This window comes from Lentibacillus juripiscarius (assembly GCF_042685205.1).
GTDB classification, from domain to species: domain Bacteria; phylum Bacillota; class Bacilli; order Bacillales; family Amphibacillaceae; genus Lentibacillus; species Lentibacillus juripiscarius.
The window spans coordinates 1-22583 of record NZ_JBHUNA010000027.1 but is presented as its reverse complement, the minus strand read 5'-3'; the positions used below and the strand labels follow the sequence as shown (position 1 = coordinate 22583).

Annotated in this window: 27 protein-coding genes and 2 pseudogenes; 21 read left to right on the top strand and 8 right to left on the bottom strand. The window is 45.4% G+C overall.

Going from position 1 to position 22583, the window contains the following annotated elements:
• Positions 1-978 precede the first annotated feature (978 nt).
• On the bottom strand, positions 979-1554 hold the full coding sequence (locus tag ACFSUO_RS12405) for a uracil-DNA glycosylase (protein ID WP_382394535.1): 576 nt from the start codon (positions 1552-1554) through the stop codon (positions 979-981).
• Between the two features lie 255 nt (positions 1555-1809).
• On the opposite strand from ACFSUO_RS12405, the gene ACFSUO_RS12400 reads away from it, so the two are divergent.
• The 8 genes from ACFSUO_RS12400 (at position 1810) to ACFSUO_RS12365 (ending at position 9233) form a co-directional block, all read left to right on the top strand.
• The gene (locus ACFSUO_RS12400; protein ID WP_382394533.1) at positions 1810-2247 is read left to right on the top strand and encodes a GNAT family N-acetyltransferase; all 438 of its coding nucleotides are present in this window, start codon (positions 1810-1812) and stop codon (positions 2245-2247) included.
• Between the two features lie 294 nt (positions 2248-2541).
• The gene (locus ACFSUO_RS12395) at positions 2542-2760 is read left to right on the top strand and encodes a hypothetical protein (RefSeq protein WP_382394531.1); all 219 of its coding nucleotides are present in this window, start codon (positions 2542-2544) and stop codon (positions 2758-2760) included.
• Positions 2761-2786: 26 nt separating this feature from the next.
• A complete protein-coding gene (locus ACFSUO_RS12390) occupies positions 2787-4223 on the top strand; it encodes a sodium:solute symporter family protein (RefSeq protein ID WP_382394529.1) in 1437 nt (478 codons plus the stop codon).
• A gap of 29 nt (positions 4224-4252) precedes the next feature.
• On the top strand, positions 4253-4840 hold the full coding sequence (locus tag ACFSUO_RS12385; RefSeq protein ID WP_382394527.1) for a hypothetical protein: 588 nt from the start codon (positions 4253-4255) through the stop codon (positions 4838-4840).
• A 230-nt stretch (positions 4841-5070) separates the two neighbouring features.
• Positions 5071-6357, top strand: a complete 1287-nt coding sequence (locus ACFSUO_RS12380; protein ID WP_382394525.1) for a M20 family metallo-hydrolase — start codon at positions 5071-5073, stop codon at positions 6355-6357.
• A 343-nt stretch (positions 6358-6700) separates the two neighbouring features.
• Entirely contained in the window at positions 6701-7567 is an 867-nt protein-coding gene (locus ACFSUO_RS12375; RefSeq protein WP_382394523.1) for a TetR/AcrR family transcriptional regulator, read from the top strand.
• Positions 7564-9036, top strand: a complete 1473-nt coding sequence (locus ACFSUO_RS12370; RefSeq protein ID WP_382394521.1) for an MDR family MFS transporter — start codon at positions 7564-7566, stop codon at positions 9034-9036. Before ACFSUO_RS12375 ends, ACFSUO_RS12370 begins: the two co-directional genes overlap by 4 nt.
• On the top strand, positions 9036-9233 hold the full coding sequence (locus ACFSUO_RS12365; RefSeq protein ID WP_382394519.1) for a hypothetical protein: 198 nt from the start codon (positions 9036-9038) through the stop codon (positions 9231-9233). Before ACFSUO_RS12370 ends, ACFSUO_RS12365 begins: the two co-directional genes overlap by 1 nt.
• 118 nt (positions 9234-9351) lie before the next feature.
• Here ACFSUO_RS12365 and ACFSUO_RS12360 read toward each other — a convergent pair whose 3' ends face one another.
• The 4 genes from ACFSUO_RS12360 to ACFSUO_RS12345 form a co-directional block, all read right to left on the bottom strand.
• Positions 9352-9522, bottom strand: a complete 171-nt coding sequence (locus ACFSUO_RS12360) for a hypothetical protein (RefSeq protein WP_382394517.1) — start codon at positions 9520-9522, stop codon at positions 9352-9354.
• Between the two features lie 457 nt (positions 9523-9979).
• Positions 9980-10996, bottom strand: coding sequence for an ABC transporter permease (locus ACFSUO_RS12355; protein WP_382394515.1), 1017 nt, complete (start codon positions 10994-10996; stop codon positions 9980-9982).
• A 4-nt stretch (positions 10997-11000) separates the two neighbouring features.
• A complete protein-coding gene (locus tag ACFSUO_RS12350) occupies positions 11001-11954 on the bottom strand; it encodes an ABC transporter ATP-binding protein (protein WP_382394513.1) in 954 nt (317 codons plus the stop codon).
• Positions 11955-11957: 3 nt separating this feature from the next.
• A complete protein-coding gene (locus tag ACFSUO_RS12345) occupies positions 11958-13118 on the bottom strand; it encodes a COG1470 family protein (protein ID WP_382394511.1) in 1161 nt (386 codons plus the stop codon).
• A gap of 134 nt (positions 13119-13252) precedes the next feature.
• Between ACFSUO_RS12345 and ACFSUO_RS12340 the strand changes: the two genes are divergently transcribed.
• Positions 13253-13837: an RNA polymerase sigma factor gene (locus ACFSUO_RS12340; RefSeq protein WP_382394509.1), complete on the top strand. Its 585-nt coding sequence runs from the start codon at positions 13253-13255 to the stop codon at positions 13835-13837.
• Positions 13824-14558 (top strand): anti-sigma factor domain-containing protein, encoded by a 735-nt coding sequence (locus tag ACFSUO_RS12335; RefSeq protein WP_382394507.1) that lies wholly within the window; start codon positions 13824-13826, stop codon positions 14556-14558. Before ACFSUO_RS12340 ends, ACFSUO_RS12335 begins: the two co-directional genes overlap by 14 nt.
• Before the next feature lie 104 nt (positions 14559-14662).
• On the opposite strand, the pseudogene ACFSUO_RS12330 reads toward ACFSUO_RS12335, so the two are convergent.
• Together ACFSUO_RS12330 and ACFSUO_RS12325 are read right to left on the bottom strand one after the other, a co-directional pair.
• Positions 14663-14737 (bottom strand): annotated as a pseudogene (locus ACFSUO_RS12330) (YjcZ family sporulation protein); the annotation flags it as partial.
• A gap of 208 nt (positions 14738-14945) precedes the next feature.
• Positions 14946-15050: a YjcZ family sporulation protein gene (locus tag ACFSUO_RS12325; RefSeq protein WP_382394505.1), complete on the bottom strand. Its 105-nt coding sequence runs from the start codon at positions 15048-15050 to the stop codon at positions 14946-14948.
• Positions 15051-15282: 232 nt separating this feature from the next.
• Here ACFSUO_RS12325 and ACFSUO_RS12320 point away from each other — a divergent pair, with 232 nt between their 5' ends.
• On the top strand, positions 15283-15573 hold the full coding sequence (locus ACFSUO_RS12320) for a hypothetical protein (protein ID WP_382394503.1): 291 nt from the start codon (positions 15283-15285) through the stop codon (positions 15571-15573).
• Between the two features lie 24 nt (positions 15574-15597).
• Here ACFSUO_RS12320 and ACFSUO_RS12315 read toward each other — a convergent pair whose 3' ends face one another.
• Complete coding sequence (locus tag ACFSUO_RS12315; protein WP_382394501.1) at positions 15598-16392, bottom strand: DUF2268 domain-containing protein; 795 nt, start codon at positions 16390-16392, stop codon at positions 15598-15600.
• Between the two features lie 378 nt (positions 16393-16770).
• On the opposite strand from ACFSUO_RS12315, the gene ACFSUO_RS12310 reads away from it, so the two are divergent.
• The 10 genes and pseudogenes from ACFSUO_RS12310 (at position 16771) to dacB (ending at position 22532) form a co-directional block, all read left to right on the top strand.
• Positions 16771-17004, top strand: coding sequence for a YppG family protein (locus ACFSUO_RS12310; RefSeq protein WP_382394499.1), 234 nt, complete (start codon positions 16771-16773; stop codon positions 17002-17004).
• Positions 17005-17270: 266 nt separating this feature from the next.
• Complete coding sequence (gene fdhD / locus ACFSUO_RS12305; protein WP_382394497.1) at positions 17271-18068, top strand: formate dehydrogenase accessory sulfurtransferase FdhD; 798 nt, start codon at positions 17271-17273, stop codon at positions 18066-18068.
• Positions 18069-18245: 177 nt separating this feature from the next.
• Positions 18246-18434, top strand: a complete 189-nt coding sequence (locus ACFSUO_RS12300) for a YozQ family protein (protein WP_382394495.1) — start codon at positions 18246-18248, stop codon at positions 18432-18434.
• A 220-nt stretch (positions 18435-18654) separates the two neighbouring features.
• Entirely contained in the window at positions 18655-18774 is a 120-nt protein-coding gene (locus ACFSUO_RS12295) for a YjcZ family sporulation protein (protein WP_382394493.1), read from the top strand.
• A gap of 573 nt (positions 18775-19347) precedes the next feature.
• A pseudogene (locus ACFSUO_RS12290) lies at positions 19348-19446 on the top strand (YjcZ family sporulation protein); the annotation flags it as partial.
• A gap of 90 nt (positions 19447-19536) precedes the next feature.
• Complete coding sequence (locus tag ACFSUO_RS12285; RefSeq protein ID WP_382394491.1) at positions 19537-19644, top strand: YjcZ family sporulation protein; 108 nt, start codon at positions 19537-19539, stop codon at positions 19642-19644.
• Between the two features lie 362 nt (positions 19645-20006).
• On the top strand, positions 20007-20213 hold the full coding sequence (locus tag ACFSUO_RS12280; protein WP_382394489.1) for a YjcZ family sporulation protein: 207 nt from the start codon (positions 20007-20009) through the stop codon (positions 20211-20213).
• 102 nt (positions 20214-20315) lie between these two features.
• A complete protein-coding gene (locus ACFSUO_RS12275) occupies positions 20316-20429 on the top strand; it encodes a YjcZ family sporulation protein (protein WP_382394487.1) in 114 nt (37 codons plus the stop codon).
• Positions 20430-20661: 232 nt separating this feature from the next.
• The gene (locus ACFSUO_RS12270) at positions 20662-20904 is read left to right on the top strand and encodes a stage VI sporulation protein F (protein ID WP_382394485.1); all 243 of its coding nucleotides are present in this window, start codon (positions 20662-20664) and stop codon (positions 20902-20904) included.
• A 155-nt stretch (positions 20905-21059) separates the two neighbouring features.
• The gene (gene dacB / locus ACFSUO_RS12265; protein WP_382394483.1) at positions 21060-22532 is read left to right on the top strand and encodes a D-alanyl-D-alanine carboxypeptidase/D-alanyl-D-alanine endopeptidase; all 1473 of its coding nucleotides are present in this window, start codon (positions 21060-21062) and stop codon (positions 22530-22532) included.
• Positions 22533-22583 lie beyond the last annotated feature (51 nt).

The following is a 22583-nucleotide window of genomic DNA, read 5'->3' as shown; positions in this document are numbered from 1 at the left end:
AACACAGCAGTTAAGCTCTCCAGCGCCGATGGTAGTTGGGGCCTTGCCCCTGCGAGAGTAGGACGCCGCCAGGCAAAACGAAAATCCAGTGTACGAATTCTTTCGTACACTGGATTTTTTTATGTACCGTGTTGTTGAATGGAATGGAAGATGTGAGATTCGAATAGCTGTCTGCGGGACAGATATCTTTTTGCTTCTGTCGGAAATAATAGGTGTGACGCGAGCCAAAAAAGGCCTCAAGACCGCTTCTCGAAACCCAAATGAGGATATCTACCGTCAAGAAAAGTCTTGAGACCGCTTCTCGAAACCCAAATGAGGACATCTACCGTTAAAAAAGGTCCCGAGTCCGCTTCTCGAAACCCAAATGAGGATATCTACCGTCAAAAAAGGCCTCGAGACCGCTTCTCGAAACCCAAACGAGGATATCTACCATTAAAAAGGGTCTTGAGACCGCTTCTCGAAACCCAAACGAGGATATCTACCATTTAAAAAGGTCTTGAGACCGCTTCTCGAAACCCAAATGAGGATATCTACCGTTAAAAAAGGTCCCGAGAGTGCTTCTCGAAACCCAAATAAGGATATCTACCGTCAAAAATGGTCCCGAGCGTGCTTCTCTCGTCAAAAATGAGGGCAGCGAACGTCGGGTCTTGAGAATACTTCTAGCTGCCAAGACAGAATTCAGGTAGCAAAGAAAGCATTTAAAGACCGGATATCTTTGCGCAGATGTAACCTCCCCTTCCCATGCTGCTCGGCTGGGAATTTTTTCCGGCAGTGAGGCAAGACAGCCCTCCTTTCCATGCCGATTAGCCAGGAAGGGGGGAAGTTTTAATTCAAAAATAAATAGGTCTCATTTGCTGAGAGGTAATGTCAAATATAGAAGGTTCCAAAAAATGGCGTATTCGGCCATCCCGTTGTCAAATTGTGTGTATCAAAAGAGCATTATAAACTAAAAAGGATTGCACAGAACAAGGGAATGGATTATTCGTATGAGTTGTAGTGGTTGGCGACATGCATCCAATCTTCTACAAATAATGGCCACAGGTTAGGGCGGCGTCTTGCTGCTAGTGGGTGGTACCCCACTGCTGTTCGATACCCTTTTACATAGTGTGTGGACCCACGTAAAGTTTTCACATCGGAATCAGGATCTTGGAAAAACGATTGGACTGCTGTGTTTCCTAAGCAAAAGATAAAGGCGGGCTGTTTGACCTGTAGCTGGTGCTGAAGGTGAATCATACAGGTTTGACGGGCCTTTTCTTTATTGTAGGCTCGCACAGGTTTTCTTTTTAAAATGAAAGTCACATATATGTCTTTCATGCATAATTCTGCACGATTGGCAGCTTTCTGCAGTGTTTGTCTAGTCCCGCACACAAATGGATTTCCCTCGCGATCTTCACGAGCTCCTGGATTATCAAGAATTACCATGATGGGTGCATTAGGATTGCCTTCACCCCAGACCATACGTGATCCATGTTTGTCAAGGCCACATTCATTGCATGTTTGAAGGTGTTCAGGAGTTGGTTCTTCCGGCCACACAACAGGACAAAAGTCTGACATTGTATTCCACCTCCAATCCGTTTTTATACTGTTATTAGTATACCTTTCCCCAGATTATTTATTTAGATGAATTGACTCTTAGGATAATCGGTTGTTCCTCTAGCACAGGGCTTGTACTTTCTTTGGCACTGATAGATTAGGGACTAAGGGAATATCCAAATTCATGTTTTCACATAAAATGGTATAGTATTGAAAACAAAGGCAGAATGAATTTGAGAAAAACATAGTTGGAAGAATTACTGGGGGGAAACGAGAATGGTAATCAGAAAAGCCACGTCCAGCGAATTACAAATGATACAAGATCATTCAGAGATCGTAAAGAAGGAAGCGACCGTGGGAAATGTTGAAGCAAACAGGGAAAAAGTAATCCAAATGGTGTCCCAGATATTATCGGCTGGTGGGTATTATCTCGTCCATGCTGAAAATAATGAGGTCAAAGGCTGGATTGGTATTGGAAAGACTTTTAACTTTTTACTGGATGAAATGCACGGGATCATTCCGGAACTTTATGTTATTCCACGCTACCGCAAACAGGGAATTGCCGGTGAATTATGCAAGGAAGCGTGCAGACAGTTGAAAATAGAAGGTTATAAAAAAGTACAATTAAATGTGTTTAAAGGCAACCATGCAAAAAAACTATATGAGAAACTTGATTTTTATGAAGTGTCTTCATTAATGGAAAAAGAGCTATAGAGAAAGAGAGTGTTGGAGGCGAAAGCCGGTTATCCAATCGATGGATTACTGGCTTTTCCTGTGGTTCCATCCCAGGAGTGGCTCTCGGTTCATATGCACGTTACCGCTAGCTGATTCTGATGATTGTGGCAGCTTTGACCGATATTATCCATGGGGCAGATTTCGGTTTGCTAAAAGTTAGCTATCCGCTAAGTGCCCACGGTTCTCATTTTATTGTAATTTTCTTCATATTTCTGATAAAATTTCAGTATATTTAGTATTAAAAAATTTTGGATTGGAGAGGAGGATTTTTTAATGGCATCACGTTCCAAGTTCCAGGATCCGGGTCTCATTTTAACTGCTGTACTTGTTATTTATGCTGCATTTGTCTTTATCTGGTGGCCGACCGACGTCTATTGGCTCGGTGTATCGCTGGTTGGGTGGCTGATGTTTATCGGTTTGTTTTTTTGGTTTTTGCTGGCAATTATTTATGCTGTATGGATTGAACAAATCGAAGGAACGAACGATTCGTAAAACCGATAGAAAGGAGATGACCGCATATGCAAGTGACGGAGTCTATTATTCTGCTGATTTACCTGATAGCTATGACGCTATTTGGAGTTTATTTCTATAGCCGGGCACGTCAGTCGGAGAATGATTACTTTACTGCCGGGCAAAGCATTAATACATTTGTTGGGGCTTTTGCTATTTTTGCTGCGGTTGCCAGCTCCAGTTCACTGATGGGGGCAGTGGGTTCAGGTGTTGCGATGGGTGTACCTTACTTTTTTACGTATGCTTTTGGTGTCATTGCCATTCTTCCATTTTCTATGTTTCTGGTTTCCGGACAGATTCGCAGGGCAGGTGTGAAAACGCTCCCGGAATACTTTAAACAGCGGTTTGGGAATTCCGTTCAAATGGTTGCGGCCGGGATTGTCGTTGTTGGCATGACGTTTTATATGGTCCCGCAGCTGACAGCGTCTGGCTTGATTGGTTCCCATGTGCTTGGGATAGATTATAAGACGGCGGTAATCGTTCTTGGGCTTGGTTTTACGCTTTATGCTGCCCTTGGCGGTATGTGGGCCATCACATATACAGATTTGATTCAGGGTGCGGTCATGCTGATTGGGATTGTCATCCTGGCACTGTTCATTCTGGCTGATCATAATGGATTTGTTGCACTGATTAATGATGCACTCGCGGCGGATCCGGCTTTTGGGGATGTTACGCAGCCCTGGATGTCGTACTTTGGTCTGTTTATTGCCTTTTTGTGGTTTGGTATTATATCTCCATCTGTTGTTATGCGTAATTTTGCTTCACGTGATGCGAAAACGGCACGCCGATCGGCAATGTGGGCTTGTCTGATTTATTTAGTTCTGTTTCTTGGTGGATTTATGGTTACTTCCGCCGGCGCAAGCATGGGTGTTGTAGATACGCTGGCGAATAAAGACATGATTTTTGTTTCGGTTATTGAGCAGTATCTTCCATCGATTCTGGGCGGTATCATGCTGGCCGGGCTGATGGCAGCCATTATGTCATCGGCCGATGCGATGCTTCTGGCCATTTCGGCAGGGATTGCACATGATATTTACAAAGAACATATCAATCCGAAAGCAACGGAGCGTTTTGTAACCGGTTTAGGGCTTGCAGTAATGATTATTGCCAGTATTGTCGGCATTCTGATTGCAATTGATCCGCCTGGCCTTATCGCAATCATGGTCGGCTGGGTAGGCGGCTTTCTCTTATCAGGCTTTGGCTTTCCGATTGTGCTGGGTCTTTGGTGGAAACGTGCGAACACGACAGGTGCATTGGCTGGGATGCTGGGGGGTGTCATCGTGTTTTTGATACTTGTTGTCGGGCAATGGCTTCCGACAAACGCTGAGCCAATCATTGCCGCACCAGTCTCTCTGCTGCTTTTGATTGTAGTCAGCCTGATGACAGAACCGCCGTCCAAAGCCATTCAGGATCAGGTCGATCACTATCACACGCATCTCAATTAACGATTACGGAAGTGAAGGGGCTAAAATTCATGAAGGAACAGAACACAACGATGACAAGAATTGGGGATAAACTTACCATTTCAGAAACTGAGGCGTATAGGTATGTATACAGGTCCCTTAGTCTCAGAAAGAAGTGGAAACGGTATGTTGATGAAACGTATTTGCGGGAGCACACTGAGGAATGCACATTGATTTATCACCCGATGTGGATTGCGAAAGTACTGGTGATAGCTGACCGGCCGCCTTTTCCCCCGAAAAAGATCCCTAACATGGTGTTCGTTGACGCTGTGTCAGGGTACCGGGGTGTCTTTTCCAAGATACCCCCGCTACAGGAGTGTAAAGAGATGTCAGCTGATGTTGTGCCCATGCGCATTCCGGATGAAGATACCGCTAAAAAATATGTGCACGATGTTCAAGACAAGCAGATCAACCGCTCCTATATTTTAAAAAAGCCCAGGCATGAAATAAGGGATATTTTCCCGGCTTATCTGCCAATGTGGAAAATAGCAGTGCGTAACCACGTACTCAATGAAACATTTTATATCAACGCGAATACCGGAGAACTGGAAACACATATGCAGAAGCGCTGGCAGAATGGACGTGATTTGCTTAAGTGACTGCTTTAGGGCTGGATTTTGGGTACCCGCGTTTCATGATTCAGTTCCCCCGAAGGCAAACCTTGAATCTGGATTTGTCCCGATTCAAGGTTTTAAAAATGAAAAAGTCTTGACCTCAAAAATTCCCTGGTAGATAATGATACCATTCAATTCAGCATTAGTAAAAAGCATGGTATTATATATATAGGTGGTATTATGCTTTTATATATAGTTAAGGAGGAGTTATTGGAATGGGGATTTTGTATGATAAACTGATTGCGGATTTTGACAAAGTTCATAATACGAATGGCATTTCTGGTGAGCGGCTGGCAAAGCGGCTTGATGCGTTGTCTGAAATCGGACTGACCGAAGAAAATGGTTCACATCGTCCTGGGTTTTCAGACGAGGAAAAAGCGGCAAAAAAATTAGTTGCTGAGTGGATGCGTGAAGCCGGTCTTGAGGTGCGTGAAGACGGGGCAGGCAATATTTTCGGGCGACTGGCTGGTCAACAGGACAACCTTCCAGCTATTGTCAGCGGATCCCATCTCGATACAGTACCTAACGGTGGACATTTTGATGGTGTGGTAGGTGTCCTTTCTGCTCTAGAGGTGGCTGAAGCGTGGAAGCAAACTGGGTATCAGCCTGAGAAACCATACGAAGTTGCGGTGTTTACCGATGAAGAGGGCTCCCGGTTTAATGGCGGGCTGCATGGCAGTGAAGCAGTTGTCGGCAAGGGTGATCTGAATGAAAAATTAAAGCAAGTCGATCAGGATGGCAAAACATTTGAACAAGTGCTGGAAGGGATTGGCCTGACAGTGGATGGCTATGCAGCGGCCGAACGTGACGCGGACGAAATTGAAATGTTTGTCGAAGCGCACATTGAACAGGGGAAGCGGCTTGAACAGCAAGGGCTGCCGTGCGGGATAGTTACAGGCATTGCCGGGCCGTGCTGGATGGAATTTACCTTTACAGGGGAAGCAGGTCATGCCGGGAACACACCGATGACAGACCGCAGAGACGCGCTTAGTGCTGCCGGTTCGTTTGTGGCTGAAGTTCCAAAGCTTCCTGGAACGGTTAGTGATTCAGCTGTTGCAACCATTGGAAAGCTGGATGTGCACCCGAATGGGGTCAATGTTATTCCTGGCAGCGTCACCCTTTATACCGATATCCGTGATATTTATGCCGATACAAGGGACGAACTGGTTGATAAGGTATTGAAGCTAGCGGAGCAAATTGCAGCCAGCCACGATGTCCAAGTCGAACATGTTGAGAAAATGCGCACGCCTCCTGTACCAATTGATGAGCAAAAACAGGACTTGCTTGAGGAATCATTCCGCGGGAAAAATATCAAGCCATATAAGCTCCCAAGCGGTGCGGGGCATGATGCGATGATCATTGGTGACAAGTGGCCAGTTGCAATGCTGTTTACCCGAAGTAAAGACGGTATCAGCCATAATCCGGCCGAATGGTCTGACTTAAATGATTGTGTCCAGACAGTGCATGTACTGAAAGACTATTTGGAGAAAGTTCAGGACTGAGAGTACATTGATTTGTGTGATAGGTGATTTTAAAGGTGCCCTCCTGTGAGATTTTTGGACGGGATATACAGCGGTTTTGGGCGTTTTATCGGCGATTCACATATGCGTCACTAGAAAACAGCAAAACATGCGAAAGCCCGGGATAGTACCCGGGTTTTTTTGCGCTCCATGGACTGATCCGGAAGCCGGGTAAAGTGGAATTTCCTGATCATTCCCGCCATATCAACCCCGCTCCATAAACGATATCTCATTTGTTGCACCACCCATAAAAACGTGCTATGATATCCTGGTGACTTCTTGTTCACTAGAAGTAACCCGTTGGTCACAAAGGGGGGGTTCGGAGATGGCACAACGGCACGATGATCTTTTAAATGCAGCTGTTAGACTGTTTCAGCGGCACGGTTTTCATGCGACTTCTGTTGAGGACATCACTAGCGCCTGTGGTATATCAAAAGGCGCTTTTTATAAGCATTTTGATTCCAAAGAGACGATGATTCTGCAATTGCTGCAGCGTTATTATAATGAGATGTTCACGGAAGCGGACCGTTATGCAGAAGGTCTTTCCCATCAGCCACTTTTAAAATTGAAAAAGAAAATTACGATTGAACTGGAAAAGTCGATGGAGTACCGATCGTTTTTTTATGCGCTGATGACGGAATTCCCGCCGCATGAAAAGGGCTCGGTGCCTGAATTCCTAAACCGTATTCACTATGATCACCAGCAGTGGCACACGTACGCAATTATGGAGGCATTTGGTTCCGATACAAAAAATTTGGCCAGGGACTTGACCATTATTATGGAAGGGATTCTCCACAGTTATTTAATGGCGATTATTTGGCGCGGTGCGAATCTGTCACCGGAAAGACTGGGGGACTTTGTTGTGGATTGTATTCATGTTCTTGCTGAAAATGGGGAACGTCTGTCACCAGTGATGCCTGTACACTCCGGAAGCCCATCTGACCAGATGACGATCATGAAGGAAGATTTGAAGGAACTGTATGTAATAGTAGAAGATACTGCTGAAAGAAATCATGCAGAGGATAAGGTATTGCAGACAATTGAACTGCTGATGGAAGAACTAGATCAGGATAACCCACGGGAATTTCTGATTGATGCACTGCTTCAGCAGCTTTATCGCCGGCCAAATCTCAAAAACCGGCTTACAAAGATTTTATCAACTTGGGAAATATGGAAAGGGGATTTGACATGAGTGGAACAGAAGTCTCTTGGGATTTGCAGCCAAAGCAAAAAGCGCTGATGATTGCTGCTTTATTGATAGGCGCATTTATGGGAATTATTAATGAAACATTGCTGGCAACAGCCCTTCCATCCATTCAGGATGCGTTTTCCATCTCACAGGCAAAGGTGCAGTGGATGACAACCGCATTTCTGATGACAAACGGTGTCATGATACCCGTATCTGCATTTTTGATTGATCGGTTCACGACACGGGGGTTGTTCTTAACGGCGATTGGACTATTTGGAAGCGGGACTGTTGTAGCGGCTGTTGCAACCGCTTATCCCGTTCTCCTCCTGGGACGGGTGATCCAGGCAGCTGGTTCTGGCATTATGCTGCCATTACTAATGACGGTGCTGCTGGCAGTCATCTCCGTTGAACGGCGCGGAACGGCAATGGGTATGATTGGGATTGTCATAGCATTCGGTCCGGCGATTGGTCCGACACTGTCCGGCTGGCTGCTCGAGCATTACAGCTGGCGGTCGCTGTTTATAACGGTGCTGCCGATTGTGGCTGTGACCATTACGATTGCAGCTCTCTTTTTGCGTAATGTGACTGATTTACGGAAGCCAAAAATTGATGTGTTATCAATTATTCTGTCGTCCTTTGGTTTCGGTTTGTTTCTATATGGATTCAGCATTGCTTCAGAAAATGGATGGGGCAGTGCCATTGTGCTCGCATCAGTCATTACAGGGGCAGTGGTGATTGGGTTATTCGTTTGGCGTCAGCTCGTTCTGGATACGCCAATGCTCGAGTTTCGGGTGTTTCAATTCCGGATTTTTACACTGGCTATCATTATTACGATGACGGTGCTTGTTTCGCTGATTGGGGCCGAAACATTGCTGCCGCTGTTCATGCAAAACGCCCTTGGTTTTTCGCCTTTGAAGTCGGGGCTAATGCTTTTGCCTGGTGCGGTTGTGATAGGAATTATGTCCCCGATTACCGGACGGCTGTTTGATAAGTTTGGTGCAAAATGGCTTGCACTGATTGGTCTCAGCATCGTGTCGGTTACGACGTTCATGTTTACACGGCTGTCGATCGACACATCGTTCACATATCTATCGGTTATTTATGCGATTCGTATGTTTGGCTTGTCCTTCACGCTGATGCCGGTAATGACGTCTGCCTTGAACCAGCTTCCGCCAAAATGGTATGCGCACGGATCGGCAGTGGCTAATACACTGCAGCAAATTTCTGCAGCGATTGGCACGGCGATTCTCGTGACACTGGTTGCAATGGGAACAAAAAACTTCGATCCTCAGGCAGCCACAACACCTGAACTGATAGAAAAGCAGGCACAGGTATCAGGTTTTGAATGGGCTTTTATGGGCAGCACGGTCCTGTCGGTCATTGCATTGATTCTGGCACTATTTCTGCATCCGCCTAAAAAAGAAAAAGAGATTGTACGCCAGATCCATGGAAATGCCCAGCCAGCTGAATGATGATAGAACAAAAGCGTAAGCGCCCGTTTAGCGACGTATGGACTGGACTGAGCCGAAGTAGATTAGATGAACTTGACTTATCGCCAATAGTGGCGAAAGTCAAAGTGAATCTTATGCTTGGAGAGCGAAAAGGAAACACGATGAACGTAAGTGAACCGCTGTTGACTTATCGTACGGAGGTGAAGGAAGTCCACTAGTCGCTGGGTGCTGGAGCTGAACGTGGCTGATTCTATTAGCTTCAGTTATCACAGCACCTCATCTTTATAGTTTATAGAGGCTGTTCAAAAAGTCCGGTAAAAATGACACATCTTTCCGTTACTCATGTATTAATTGAAATAAGGACCTTCTGCTAAACGGCCCTTTTCGGTCGATTCTTACCTGAAGTCGGTTGATTCCGATGCCGAACGGTCGATTCTCATCCCATTTCGGTCGATTCTTACCCGAAATCGGTTGATTCCGGTGTCGAACGGTCGATTCTTCGCTCACAACGGTTGATTCTCATCCCATTTCGGTCGATTCTTACCCGAAGAAGGTTGATTCCGATGCCGAACGGTCGATTCTTCGCTCACAACGGTTGATTCTCATCCCATTTTGGTCGATTCTTACCCGAAAACGGTTGATTCCGATGCCGAACGGTCGATTCTTCGCTCACAACGGTTGATTCTCATCCCTTTTCGGTCGATTCTTACCCGAAAACGGTTGATTCCGATGCCGATCCTGTGGGGAACGCAGAAGTCACCACATCCTGTGGAAGTCCGCTACTCGAAGCTACGCTGCCTCGAACTTTCGACGCACAGGACGTGCTAGTGCAGGCGTTGTCACAAGACGTGATGAGCTGAGCCTGCCAGTCCCTTTTATCCTCCTTCTTAAACACGCACTTATAGCAAGAATAAACGAGACTGCCTTTATTATAAGTGCAGTCCCGTTTTTAGTGCAGGCATCGTTAATTGGAGCGGATTTCCTGCCGCATGAAAAGCATATAGGCAATCGCAAAACAGATAAGGGTGGCTGCGATTAGGCCTGTCAGCTGTGGCCAGATCAGTAATAGACTCTGGTCAAGCGGCAGCGGACTTGGGATGGCGCCTGCTTTCTGTCTGGTTGTCAATGGACCGAGACTCCGAACAGATGGTGAAAGCAGAGTGTTTGTCGATTCACTAAACAAATAATTGGGTGACAGCCGCATGAAGTTCAGCATCGTTCCCTGTGCTTGAATAGCTTGCTGTGGACTGGTGATGCTTCCGGATGTAAATATAGACTTTGCAGCCAGCCGGACAATCATATTATAAAATACGCTGAAAAAAATCCATACAGCGATTCCAGATAATGCTGATGTTGCCGCCTGCCGGAATACGACTGAAAACAGAATGCCAAGGTTGAGCCAGAAGGCAATATAGGTGATGCATAGAATGAGAAAGCAGAAGATCCTGGCAAATTCTTCAAACGTTGGCGGTATTCCCAGTATCAGAATGCCAAGGGCCATTACGAGGAACCCAAGCGAGAAAAACAGCACAACATTCAGCAGCAGTGCGGCTGCGAATTTCGCGTTCAGAACAAAATCGCGCGGCACTGGCTGAGACATCAGCCGGCTGAGTGTGCCTTTATTCCGTTCCGAATTAATAGCATCAAAGCCGAGAGCGATACCCAATAAAGGACCCAGGAATGTGACAAACGTGATAAACGTTGGCAGCGTACCGTCGGAAACGGTAAACAGTTTCAGGAACAAGTAGGAATCTTTCCCTATTTTCTGGGCATTTTCCGATTGACTGATAGCGTCCTGAATTGTCGTAACGGCCGTGTACAAGGACCCAAAACAGGTCAATGTAATGATGGCCAGAAGAATAATAATCCGCCAGCTTTTGATATTATCCGTGAATTCTTTTCGCACTAGGGCTAAAAAAGCATTCCGGTTTGTTTGCACGCTATTCCTCTCTCCTCGAACAGAACTTCTAAGTTTATCCATTGGTCTAGACAGATTCATGGAGCTCACGCCCTTCAAAATAACGGTGATAAATTTCATCAAGCCCGAAATTTATATTATTCAGCCCGCGGAGTGAACTTCCGGATTCGACAACTGCTTGGCTGATTGCTGGTGTGACATCTTTGCTGCAGTAAATATCCAGGTGTGTCCGCTCATTTTCCACTTTATTGACCCCGTCAATGGCGCTGATTTTTTGAACAAGAGGATCATTGATTGGATCTGCCGACACTCGGATGATAAACCTGTCTTTCACAAATAATTGTTTAGCAAGACTTTCGATGTCACCTTCAGCAAGCAGCTTTCCCTTCACAAAAATACCTGACCGGTGACAGATTTGCTGCACCTGATGTAAGTGGTGTGAGGACAGGAGCACGGTGATCCCTTCCTGTTCATTCAAATCTTTAATCAGTCGCAGCAATTCCCTGACGCCTTCCGGATCAATCCCAAGCGTTGGTTCGTCGAGAATGATAACTTCAGGGTTTTTCATCAGTACATCCGCAAGTCCAAGCCGCTGTCTCATCCCGCGGGAATACTTGCCTGTCTTCTTATCAGCAGCTTCTGTCAGATTTACTTTCTCAAGCAAATCTGCTGCCCGCTCTTTTGCCGCCTTTTTGGAAATATTGTTCAATTCTGCGGTGAACAGCAGGTTTTCCATTCCCGTCATGTGATGATAAAAGCCAATGTCGTCCGGCAGGTAGCCGACTCTTCGTTTTACTTCAATCGGCTGGCGGGTGGAATTGATCCCGGACACCCGTACAGTCCCGGATGTCGGTTCACTGAGACCGAGCATGGTCAGGATGGCTGTTGTTTTTCCTGCACCATTTGGACCAAGCAGCCCGTATATTTCCCCTTTATTAATGGACAGAGATAAGTGATCAACCGCAAATTGATCGTCGTATTGTTTGGTTATTTCATTCAATTCAATGATCGGCTGAGCCATAGGTTATCTCCTCCCATATGTTCTGAAAATGTAATACAGCCCACCTATAACCGCTAGAATGATGAGTACGCCTGCAAAACCCCAAAGGGTTGACGTTTCCACGGAGACCCGGAAATCAGATTTGGATGATACCTGGGCTGTCTCGGCAGTAAAAGTTGTTACATAATCACCGGCAATGGCGTCATCCGGCGCTGTCAGAGTGGCTTTTACCGTAGCTTTTTCACCCGCTTTAATGGTCGATATGGTACTTTTGTCAAATTCCGCTTCCCAGTCAGGTGGAGTGGAAGCTTTTATGCTGACATCGGTAAGATCGGCTGTCCCGTTATTTTTCACAACCAGGTCAACCACTTTATCGCCGCCTGCTGACAAATCCGTGCTCACTTTGCCGGAAGGTGTTGTCAATTTCATACTGTACGATCCCGTTATGACCGCCTCTAGCTTCAACTCGGCCGATGTATTGCTTGTGGCGGCTTTAATTGGAATTTGGAACGTATCTGCTTTCACATTTTTCGGTGGTGTCACGTCAACCGTAATATCTTTTGATCCATTTGGTTCCAGTGAAACTGATGTAATGGAATCACCACCTGATTTGAAAGTGACTCCCCAGCCTTCAGGTGCACCTGAACTAAGTGCATAATTTTGCTTTTCGGCTGTCCGGTTTTTCACCGTCGCACTGTAGGAAAATGTAGAGTCGGCATGTCCTTCCATATTTGGCTGTTCGGTCGTCAATTCTGTTTCAAATGTTCCCTGCTCGGAAACGGTTGTCACAAACGGCAATTCAGCATGGCCGCTTCCTTCACCATCCGCCACTAGAGTGAAGGCATAATCCGCTTTTTCTATTTCCAGCGGTACAGTTATTTCCAGACTGATCTGCTGTTTGCCATCCGGCTGGACGGACAGCTGCTGGATATCCCTGCCATCTGCTGTAATTGTCTTACTCCACCCGTCAGGCAAGCCTTCCACCGAGAATGTAAGGTTCCGTATGGATGAACTGCTGTTTTTGACATCAACCTGATAATCAATCGTTTCACCGGGTGTGACGGACAGGCCCGTATAAGGGGTGAACAGAGTGACTCCACCCGCAGCTTGTACCCGGTTTAACCCAGGCATGGTACCGATTAAAAGCATGACCAATGTAATTGTAGACAGTAATTTCCTTCCCATTTCTCAAAACCTCCTGTTATGTTTTTTCATTTATGATACGGTGGGGGTTTTATTTTGGATTTGTTTGTTGGCAAAAAAATTGTTACATTCATTAATAATGAATTTTTTTCGCCGGTTTAGGGGAGGCGGATAACGTGGAAGAAAACAGAGAGGACATCCGGTTATTAAAGAAAATCGCCAAAGGTTCCCGAAGCGCCTTTGATCGTTTTTATGAAAACTATCGTGCGTTTGTGTTTCAAATTGCTATGCATATGACCGGCAGCAGAATGGAGGCAGAGGATGTCAGCCATGATGTATTTCTGGAAGTTTATCAAAAAGCGGGTCAATACAAGGCATCAAAGGGGAGTGTGGCATCATGGCTTGCAATCAGGACAAAAAGCAGGGCACTTGATCGGTTGCGCAAGCGGAAACCACTCCTTCGGGATCATCTGGAGGAATTGTTGTCAGGCCAAGAGATAGGTGCGGACAAACAATTTCTTTCCCAACTTGAAAAAGACATCATCATCGAAGCATTGAAACATATACCGCAGGAACAGCGGGAGGCCATTTTCAGGTCGTATTTTCAGGAGGAAACACATAAGGAAATAGCCAGTTCGATGAATCGTCCGCTTGGCTCGGTTAAATCGCTGATTCGCTATGGATTGAATAATTTGCGCAAACAAAAAGCAATACTCGGCATCATTGGTTCCAATGGGGGTGAGAAGGATGGCATTTCATGATCATATCCCCGAACAGGTGCTAATTGACTGCGCGCTTGGAAACTTGAGCGAAGACAAAAAGACGGTTGTCATCCGGCATACAGATGAATGCCATTCATGCCGCAGCATCCTGGAAAGCTGGGAGTCTTTGCTGTCCGATATGAATGAAGAAAGAAGTGTACAGCCACCGGATACGATTAAAGAAAAACTGGATGCAAGCCTTGCCAAGGAAGACAAGAAGACTGCAATGAAACGAAAATTTAAACCCGCTTATCTGATGGGCAGTGCTGCAGCTGTACTCCTGTTAACGGCTGGGCTGATTACTACTGATGGCACACGGACGGTCACGAATGAAAAAGTAGTATATAATGAGGCAATCCATAAGGCTGGTATTCAGGAAAAACCAAACACCAGACAGTTGGAAATCATTCCAGTATCCCGCTTTGACCATGTATCCGGCAACATATGGATCAACAACACTACCGGGGAGATGCTTGTTGAGATTGATGGACTGTTCCAATTGAATGACCGTCATTACCAGTTATGGATGATTGATGAGAATGACGATGTCAAAGGGGAACCGCTGCCTATTGAGAATGGGTCTGTGAAAGTTTTGTACAGAGGCAGGGATGTCCAACAGTTTAAACGAATCAAGACGAGTGTGGAACCGCCCGGCGGCAGTGACAGACCGACTGGGCCAGAGACGTTCACAGTGGATCTGGAAGAAGGTATGTCGTACTAAATGTAACTGCTGGCAGCCTGAAGTTGATAGAATTCTATATGTAACACACTAAAAGGGTGCAGGAAGACTTTCCAGCACCCTTTTAACTCTGCTAATTGGACTGATTAGAACCAGGCTGCCCCAACGATGATAAGCAGAATAAATAAGACGACAATTAGCGCAAATCCGTTGCCGCCACCATGGCAATAGCCACCACCGCCATATCCGGCGCCCGCAACTGATCCACCGTAACCGGCACCTGCAACTGGACCGCCATAGCTACAGCCGTGACCACCAAAGCCGTGACTGCCGAAACCGTAACCACCAAAACCTTGGTCGCCGCACCCGCACTTAGATTCAAAACCCATTTGAATTCCTCCTTATATTCGTAATGTACCGCTTTCTATTTTAGTAGCCAACGTAAGCGACGCCGACAATAATCAACAGAATAAATAGTACTACGATTAAAGCAAAGCCTCCACCGTAGCCTTCTCCACCAACATATTCACTCATTCAAAAGCACCTCCAAAATCATTTGTTAACACTATATGTAGGCAATAGCAGATTGATATGGGTAATGCCCTAAATAGGCGGAAATAGGCACCAGTACCAATGCTAATATGGATGGATTGCCTACTGCCCGTCTTAAGATTCCACTCCTATCCCAGTATAGTTGTCCCTTGCTGGGTGGGGCGTTCCTGCATAGGATGGTGTATGCTGCATATGAAGGGTTGGAGGTGAAGGTATGTCAGTACAGCATTATTACGATTTATGCTGCCGGTATAAAGGGAGACCGGTCCGGATAAGAACCCGTGATGGATGCATTCATAAAGGAGTTATCCGTTATGTTGATGGGAATCGGGTGTATATACAGCCTCTGGGTCGTCGAGCCGGCTTAGGTGGTTTTGGATACGGCTATTATGGTCCGGGCTATGGCGGTTATGGTTTCGGCGGGTATGGCTATGGTGGATATGGTGGCTATGGAATAGCACTAGGAGCCATTGCCGCACTCGCTCTCTTACCATTTTTCTGGTAAGGAAAATGAAAAAACAGACGGGGATTATCCTCCGTCTGTTTTTTCGATGATGATTTCCGGTTCGATATCCAAAAGATCGGGAGCTGTTGCCTGGTGGGTATCCATATAGTTCTTGACAAGGTAATAGCCGACGCTATAGCCGGTCATTTTAGGAAAAAAACCATGGCCATACAGTATTTCCTGATGAATGCGGCTGAAGATGGGGGCGTGCCGGTTCGGATATACGAAATGTCTCCACAGTTTCTCCAGTTTCCCATCCGGATAATACGCTGTCCAGTTAGCTGTATACGTTTCACCGAATCTTTCCCGTACGGCATTTTCGGCTATTCCTTCCAGTACAACCGTGTCAAGCAGCTGGTAATCATCTATATTTTTGCTGTAGCTGTTCAGACGACATACATGATTGTATTCATGGGTGAACAGTGCCCGTATTTCGTTGGCTGCGTTTTCTTCGGAAACAAATAAAAATAATTTATCCGGAAACGCCAGGCCGGATTTTCCGTTTTGATCCTTCAAAAGCTTACGGTTGTACGGATCAGAGGGGAAAATGAAAATCGGGACGTCCGGTCCATTCCACCATTTTTGGAGCCGTCGTTCTTCCTTCCTTACAATTTGCCATATACCGTTCTCCTGCAGATGCCCAATCCATTCGTCACCGCCATCCTTGGGTGGACGTTGGTACATCCCGTGTGTGCCTAGGTGCTGGTGAATTTCGACGGGGCGGGCATCTTCGTGAAATTGGGCTTTCAGTTTTCGACATAGTTCTACTGGCTTCTCATAGTAATCCAAAAGCCACTTATCCGTTCGAATAACAGTCATGTTGCCTGCACCTCAATCAATCGTTCATCCTGTACTATATGCTGTAATTTCCGGGGATGTTACGGGGTTTTTCATTTAATTGCGTGTTCAAAAAGGAGGATAAAAAGGACCAAGAATTTCGAGGCAGCGCGAGCTCCCGAGTAGCGGAGTGTATGCAAATTAATACATGAGCACAAGGAATGCTCCCCTGAATCCGCATCGCACGCAGGAAAAGGGCTTTTCTTTTCCAAGGAGCGGAAAAGCAAGCTAACGAAGAAATTCGAAGTGTCATTTTTACCGGATTTTTTGAACAACCTCTTTAAATAGACAAATACCTTTTCATTCATGCCCCTGTTTGAATAAACTATAATAAACTGGTTTAAGGGAGGTGATTTATTTATGTACCCTGATCGGCCAAGACGACCAATGCCGCCTCCGCGTCCGCCGCACCCGCCTATGGGTCGGCCAAGGCCACCAATGCAGCAGCAATCTCCCGTGAAGCAAAATCTGATCAACCAATTCCGTGATTCGGAAGGAAATCTGGATATCGACAAAATCACTCATACAGCACAGCAAGTCGGAAAGCTCTACAGCCAGGTCAGTCCTTTGTTTTCGAAATTTAAGAAGAAATGATGGGAGAAATAAAGCGAGATTCCAGCTAATTGACCTTGCCGGCAGCTGATGTGGCTGCCGGGTCCAGCAGACACTCTTAAGTGGAAAAAACTAATCGTGTCGAGTGAAAGGCAATGATTGAAACGGCAGCGCATTCATGATAAATTTAAATGACAGAATTAATCGAATAATAAAAGAACCGTGAAGTGTCTGCCGGACGTGGCATAGAATGGTACAGTGTATGTGCGGATATCGTGTAAACGGAAGGGAAGGCAGAAGGTGATGACATGGACAATACGAAAGAATATGCCTGGGAAGTCGTCCAGTTCAACGGGACAGAACCTGCTGTCAAAGATGATGAAATTGCCAGTGAGTGGCCGCTCACCATTGTTCTAAATGGGGATGAATTTGCAACGATGGTTTGCTCTCCAATGGATGTGGCCGATCTCTTGACCGGTTTCCTCGCAGCAGAAGGAATTATTCGCTTCCAAGATGAGATTACCAGCATGTCCGTTGATGAGTACAAAGGGTTTGCCTATATTACGGTCAATACAACACTGGACGACAGTCGGAATGACCATTCCAAACGTTTTATTGGATCATGTTGTGGGAAAAGCCGGCAATTTTATTTTAAGAGTGACGCTAAAACGGCCAAAACGGTTTACAGTAGGCTGTCCATTTCTGTTGAACAATGTTATAAACTGATGGAAGAATTGCAGCAGCAATCGGAGCAATTCATGCGAACCGGCGGTGTTCACAATGCAGCGCTGGCAGAACCGGATGGTCTTCTTGCCGTCCGGACGGATATCGGGCGGCATAATGCCCTTGATAAAATTTACGGCCACATGCTGCGCAGTCGAATCAGTGTTAAGAATAAACTAATCGTATTCAGCGGACGGCTGTCATCTGAGGTACTTTTAAAAATATCCAAGATTGGTGCCGGGATTGTTCTTTCCAAGTCAGCTCCAACAGATTTGGCGCTTCGGCTGGCCGATGATTTGCAAATTACTGTCATCGGTTTTGCCAGAGGTTCCAAAATGAATGTCTATACCCACCCAAACCGGATTGTGGAAGCAAATATGTGAAAATGAAGTGATACTGTAGCGTCGGTAATCCAGTATAAGTGCAAGGGTTGCCGGCTTTTTTTAACGCTTGATTTTTTAAATTTTGGAAGTTTTCCTTTGGTAAATATAGGTTAATGTAAAAAGACGGAACCTGTGCACAATAAAACATGACTAATATTCTTGTGTGGAGGGTTTCGTATGCCAAAAAAACAAAACAAAGTTAGCTCGGAAGACAGCCGGAAAGTTGCTGAAAAAGATTATGAGCCATCCAATTACCAGGAAGACACGCAGTTTGAAAAAGGCATGGCGGTAACACATGAGCAGGTTTCAGACGGTTATAAGGAAGGAACAATTGACCGAAAAGTCGATCCTGAATTAGAAGATTAAAGAGCGAGCCTGCCAGGAAAGCAGTTTGAGGTGCTATCCGGCAGTTGAACACGTTCATGGGAAACAGTTGAATACTCAAAAAAATGAGCCTCTTATTGGGGCTCATTTTTGTGTCTTTGGGACATATTCCCCAATTGTTTTACCATCTCAACATACGCCCTGCCTCTTACAGGAAGCAATCATAGTATATTGTATATAGTTAGTAAGGAGGTGTCGATTCATGGGTTTTGCAGGCGGTTTTGGAGGACAAAACGGCTTTGTATTGCTCGTCGTTCTGTTTATCCTGCTAATCATTGTTGGTAACAACTACCCTATGGGTGGCGGTTACGGTGGCTACTAATATGTATTAAGTGCGTGTTCAAAAAGGAGGATAAAAAGGACCGAGAAGTTCGAAGGTCCTTTTCACCGGACTTTTTGAACAACCTAATTTAGAAATTCAGAAGACAAAAGCCTTTTTCTGGCTTTTATAGGAACTTCGCCCTGGCAAACCAGCAATAAAAGCGTATAGTATACTAACCAATCAACCCCAGCACTCACTCAAATTTTCACCTCAACGGGAAAAGAGCCTCTTGCTTGAGGCTCTTTTTTATCACGCATTAACTAGCACGTCCTGTACGTCAACTCCCACTGATTGAAGTTTCACTTTATTAGGTATTCATTACTAAGACGAGCAGTGAGCACGGCCCAGTAGTCTAGTCTGTTATAGCCGCCTTTTTTTTAATTGAATCGGGACAGATGTACTAAACGGAAATACTTTTTATACATAGGGTAGAAGTGTAGATGAAAGGTGGTGAAATGCATTATGGGTTGGTTCAATCCTTGCGGCTGCGGCCATGGAGCAGGCTACGGAGCAGGCTATGGTTACGGAGCAGGTTACGGCTACGGCTCTGGCTGTGGCTATGGTGCCGGAAAAGGAGGATACGGGAACGGCTTCATACTGTTGGTAGTTCTGTTTATTCTGTTAATCATTGTTGGAAATAACTATCCAATGGGTGGAGACGTTGATTGCTAGGGATTCGCACATTTCTGGCGAATCTCTTACAAACGCCTTGTCACTTCAAAGAAAAACGCATAGAATAATAACACAAGGAGGAAATAATTTATGAGTTTTGCAGGCGGCCAAAATGGTTTCGTATTGCTCGTTGTTCTGTTTATCCTGTTGATCATTGTTGGAAGTAACTATCCAATGGGTGGCGGTTACGGCTACTAAAATGAATTTCACCCTGGCGATTCAGCATAAATCGTGAGTAGACCATCCAGAAAGTAAGCTCTCACTTAACCTCAACGTGAAAAGAGCCTCTTACATGAGGCTCTTTTTTTACAATTTATTAGCCTTCTATCAAAGTGTCATTTTCACCGAACTTTTTGACAACCCCTTATAAGAAAAACTACGACTTTTTTCTATAAAAAAGCACTCGCTACTAAGACCAGCAATGCCTGAGTGGTTCTAATGCGATCCATAGCCTAGTCATCTTAGCCGCCTTTTTTTACTTAATCGGGACAGATGGACTAATCGGAAAAGGATTTTTTTACATAAAGTGTCAGTAAAGATGAAAGGTGGTGAAGTAAATTATGGGTTGGTTTAATCCTTGTGGCTGCGGCGGCTATGGATCAGGATACGGTGCTGGCTATGGGGCCGGCTATGGTTACGGATCAGGCTATGGCTGCGGAGCCGGAACAGGAGGATTCGGCCAGAACGGTTTCGTTTTGCTTGTCGTACTGTTTATCCTGTTAATTATTGTTGGAAGTAACTATCCGATGGGGGGAGACAATTGTTGATTAGGGGATTCGCCCTTTTCTACTAAAACTCTTACAAACGCCCTGTCTCTTAAAAGATTTACTCATAAGATAACTTAGAATGAACGAAGGAGGTGACCATTCATGAGTTTCGCAGGTGGCCAAAACGGTTTCGTATTGTTAGTCGTACTGTTTATCCTGCTCATCATCGTTGGAAGTAACTATCCAATGGGTGGTGGCTATGGCGGTGGCTACTAAACACAGCCCCAGCCAAATTCCTTTGCATGGGGTAGCCCATGCAGAGGAGAAATACTGGATGATTCGTGCAAATCCCACCGCCGTTATCTTTGTGTGATGCTTTAAAATAACCTCCTTTATAAATATGGAAAAGCCTTGCTGTTCCTCCGCAGCTGAGGTTTTTCCTTCATTTAGAGGCTTGTTATCCTCCTTTTGAACACGGCCTTAAAAATAAAAATCAGGAGGTGAGAGAATGGACGATATGTTGAAAAAAGCGGAACAGAAAACGGGCGTTAACAGTAATGAGATTAAAAGATTGGCTCAATCGTTGAACAGTACTGATTTATCGGATGAGAAAAATGTGCGGAAGCTTGTTAAACAAGTATCGAAAATGGCAAATAAACCAGTTTCCAAGCGTACAGAAGATATGATTGTGGATACACTGACAAAGAAAAAAGGGAAAATTGATCCTTCAACTATTTCCAAAATGATGTAAAATGATGAAAAGTCATCCATATGGGTGACTTTTTTATTTTCAACGATGGTATAATAATCCTTTTTCAAGTGTATGACTTGGAAAAGACAATGAGAAAAAGGATTCTTGCACTTTCATGACGAACTACTAAACAACAGCAAAATGGAGTGACGAAATTGACAGCAAAACATTACAGCTTTGGGGCGCTTTTTCTGTTTTTATGTGTATTAGCACTTATTGTGGCCACGGGGCATGAACCAGGCGATTCGGCTGAAGAGAGAGGGGAAGAGCGTACGATGGGGGAAAAATTGGATCAGTTTATCAAGAATGAACCGAACTTGCAAGGGGCTATCGCAGGCATCAGCGTTCGGGATGCGACATCAGGTGAAAAAATCTATAGTCATATGGGGGATATCCGGATGCGGCCTGCTTCCAACATGAAATTGCTGACCGCGGCTGCAGCGCTTTCCGTACTGGGGGAGGACTATACGTTTTCAACGGAGGTGATCGCAGATGGCTCGACTCAAAAAAATCGATTGAATGGGGATCTTTTTCTAAAAGGGAAGGGAGACCCGACATTATTGCCTGCTGATTTTGACACATTTGCCCAAAAGGTGAAAGAAAACGGAATTGATGTGATTGACGGAGATATTATTGGGGATGACACCTGGTATGATGATGTACGCTTGTCCCCCGATTTAATTTGGAGTGATGAGCACTGGTATTATGGCGCGCAGATTTCTGCACTGACCGCATCACCCGATAAAGACTATGATGCCGGGACGGTTATTGTTGAAGTAAGTCCCGGAAATGCTGGGGAAAAACCGAATGTGACCGTAAGTCCGGATACAGATTATGTGCAGGTGAAAAATCAGGCAAAAACAATTGCCGCCGATGGGGAAGAGGATTTAACGCTGGAACGTGTGCATGGGGAAAATACGATTACGATTGAAGGAGCCATTCCTGCTGATGCAGCGAATGTAAAGGAATGGATGGCTGTCTGGGAACCAACCGGATATGCGATGGATTTGTTCCGGCAGTCATTGAAAGAGCATGGCATCAGCTGGACTGGCGAGGTGAAAACGGGGGTGGCCCCAGCGAATACTGAGCCACTGTATACACATGCGTCCATGCCGCTTTCTGATTTGCTCGTGCCTTTCATGAAATTAAGTAACAACACCCATGCGGAAATGCTCGTGAAAGAAATGGGCAAGGTCGTTCATGGAGTAGGAAGCTGGGAAAAAGGGCTGGAAGTGGTAGAAGCAGAAATGGAGAAACTTGGAATGAACACGGAGACCCTCTTGATAAGGGATGGATCGGGAATTTCACATGTTAATTTGCTGCCGCCCAACGAAATAACGAAACTGCTGTTTGCTGTACAGGAGCAGGACTGGTTTGAGGCGTATTTGCATGCACTGCCAGTTGCCGGTGCGTCTGCCCGGATGAACGGTGGAACATTACGCTATCGGTTGGAAGATAAAAATGTCCAGGCCAAAACCGGAACGATTTACGGTGTCAGTACACTTTCAGGTTATATGGAGACGGACAGCGGGGACAAGCTTATTTTTTCCATTATGCTTAATAATTTGCTGGATGAAGATGAAGGGTCGGCTATAGAGGATAAACTTATTAATCCTAAATTGCAATAGTAAATGCAACACCCTTTGTGAAACCGCTATATAAGGTTTTCCTTGTAATTT

Excerpts from the sequence above, each read along its gene's own strand:
- ACFSUO_RS12315 (WP_382394501.1), bottom strand. The coding sequence starts at position 16,392 with ATGACTGTTATTCGAACGGATAAGTGGCTTTTGGATTACTATGAGAAG.
- ACFSUO_RS12385 (WP_382394527.1), top strand. The coding sequence starts at position 4,253 with ATGAAGGAACAGAACACAACGATGACAAGAATTGGGGATAAACTTACC.
- ACFSUO_RS12355 (WP_382394515.1), bottom strand. The coding sequence starts at position 10,996 with ATGGATAAACTTAGAAGTTCTGTTCGAGGAGAGAGGAATAGCGTGCAA.
- ACFSUO_RS12390 (WP_382394529.1), top strand. The coding sequence starts at position 2,787 with ATGCAAGTGACGGAGTCTATTATTCTGCTGATTTACCTGATAGCTATG.
- ACFSUO_RS12395 (WP_382394531.1), top strand. The coding sequence starts at position 2,542 with ATGGCATCACGTTCCAAGTTCCAGGATCCGGGTCTCATTTTAACTGCT.
- ACFSUO_RS12405 (WP_382394535.1), bottom strand. The coding sequence starts at position 1,554 with ATGTCAGACTTTTGTCCTGTTGTGTGGCCGGAAGAACCAACTCCTGAA.
- ACFSUO_RS12375 (WP_382394523.1), top strand. The coding sequence starts at position 6,701 with ATGGCACAACGGCACGATGATCTTTTAAATGCAGCTGTTAGACTGTTT.
- ACFSUO_RS12380 (WP_382394525.1), top strand. The coding sequence starts at position 5,071 with ATGGGGATTTTGTATGATAAACTGATTGCGGATTTTGACAAAGTTCAT.
- ACFSUO_RS12320 (WP_382394503.1), top strand. The coding sequence starts at position 15,283 with ATGTCAGTACAGCATTATTACGATTTATGCTGCCGGTATAAAGGGAGA.
- ACFSUO_RS12275 (WP_382394487.1), top strand. The coding sequence starts at position 20,316 with ATGAGTTTCGCAGGTGGCCAAAACGGTTTCGTATTGTTAGTCGTACTG.
- ACFSUO_RS12345 (WP_382394511.1), bottom strand. The coding sequence starts at position 13,118 with ATGGGAAGGAAATTACTGTCTACAATTACATTGGTCATGCTTTTAATC.
- ACFSUO_RS12335 (WP_382394507.1), top strand. The coding sequence starts at position 13,824 with ATGGCATTTCATGATCATATCCCCGAACAGGTGCTAATTGACTGCGCG.
- ACFSUO_RS12280 (WP_382394489.1), top strand. The coding sequence starts at position 20,007 with ATGGGTTGGTTTAATCCTTGTGGCTGCGGCGGCTATGGATCAGGATAC.
- ACFSUO_RS12370 (WP_382394521.1), top strand. The coding sequence starts at position 7,564 with ATGAGTGGAACAGAAGTCTCTTGGGATTTGCAGCCAAAGCAAAAAGCG.
- ACFSUO_RS12295 (WP_382394493.1), top strand. The coding sequence starts at position 18,655 with ATGGGTTTTGCAGGCGGTTTTGGAGGACAAAACGGCTTTGTATTGCTC.
- ACFSUO_RS12270 (WP_382394485.1), top strand. The coding sequence starts at position 20,662 with ATGGACGATATGTTGAAAAAAGCGGAACAGAAAACGGGCGTTAACAGT.
- fdhD (WP_382394497.1), top strand. The coding sequence starts at position 17,271 with ATGGACAATACGAAAGAATATGCCTGGGAAGTCGTCCAGTTCAACGGG.
- ACFSUO_RS12365 (WP_382394519.1), top strand. The coding sequence starts at position 9,036 with ATGATAGAACAAAAGCGTAAGCGCCCGTTTAGCGACGTATGGACTGGA.
- ACFSUO_RS12310 (WP_382394499.1), top strand. The coding sequence starts at position 16,771 with ATGTACCCTGATCGGCCAAGACGACCAATGCCGCCTCCGCGTCCGCCG.
- ACFSUO_RS12300 (WP_382394495.1), top strand. The coding sequence starts at position 18,246 with ATGCCAAAAAAACAAAACAAAGTTAGCTCGGAAGACAGCCGGAAAGTT.
- ACFSUO_RS12350 (WP_382394513.1), bottom strand. The coding sequence starts at position 11,954 with ATGGCTCAGCCGATCATTGAATTGAATGAAATAACCAAACAATACGAC.
- ACFSUO_RS12325 (WP_382394505.1), bottom strand. The coding sequence starts at position 15,050 with ATGAGTGAATATGTTGGTGGAGAAGGCTACGGTGGAGGCTTTGCTTTA.
- ACFSUO_RS12400 (WP_382394533.1), top strand. The coding sequence starts at position 1,810 with ATGGTAATCAGAAAAGCCACGTCCAGCGAATTACAAATGATACAAGAT.
- ACFSUO_RS12285 (WP_382394491.1), top strand. The coding sequence starts at position 19,537 with ATGAGTTTTGCAGGCGGCCAAAATGGTTTCGTATTGCTCGTTGTTCTG.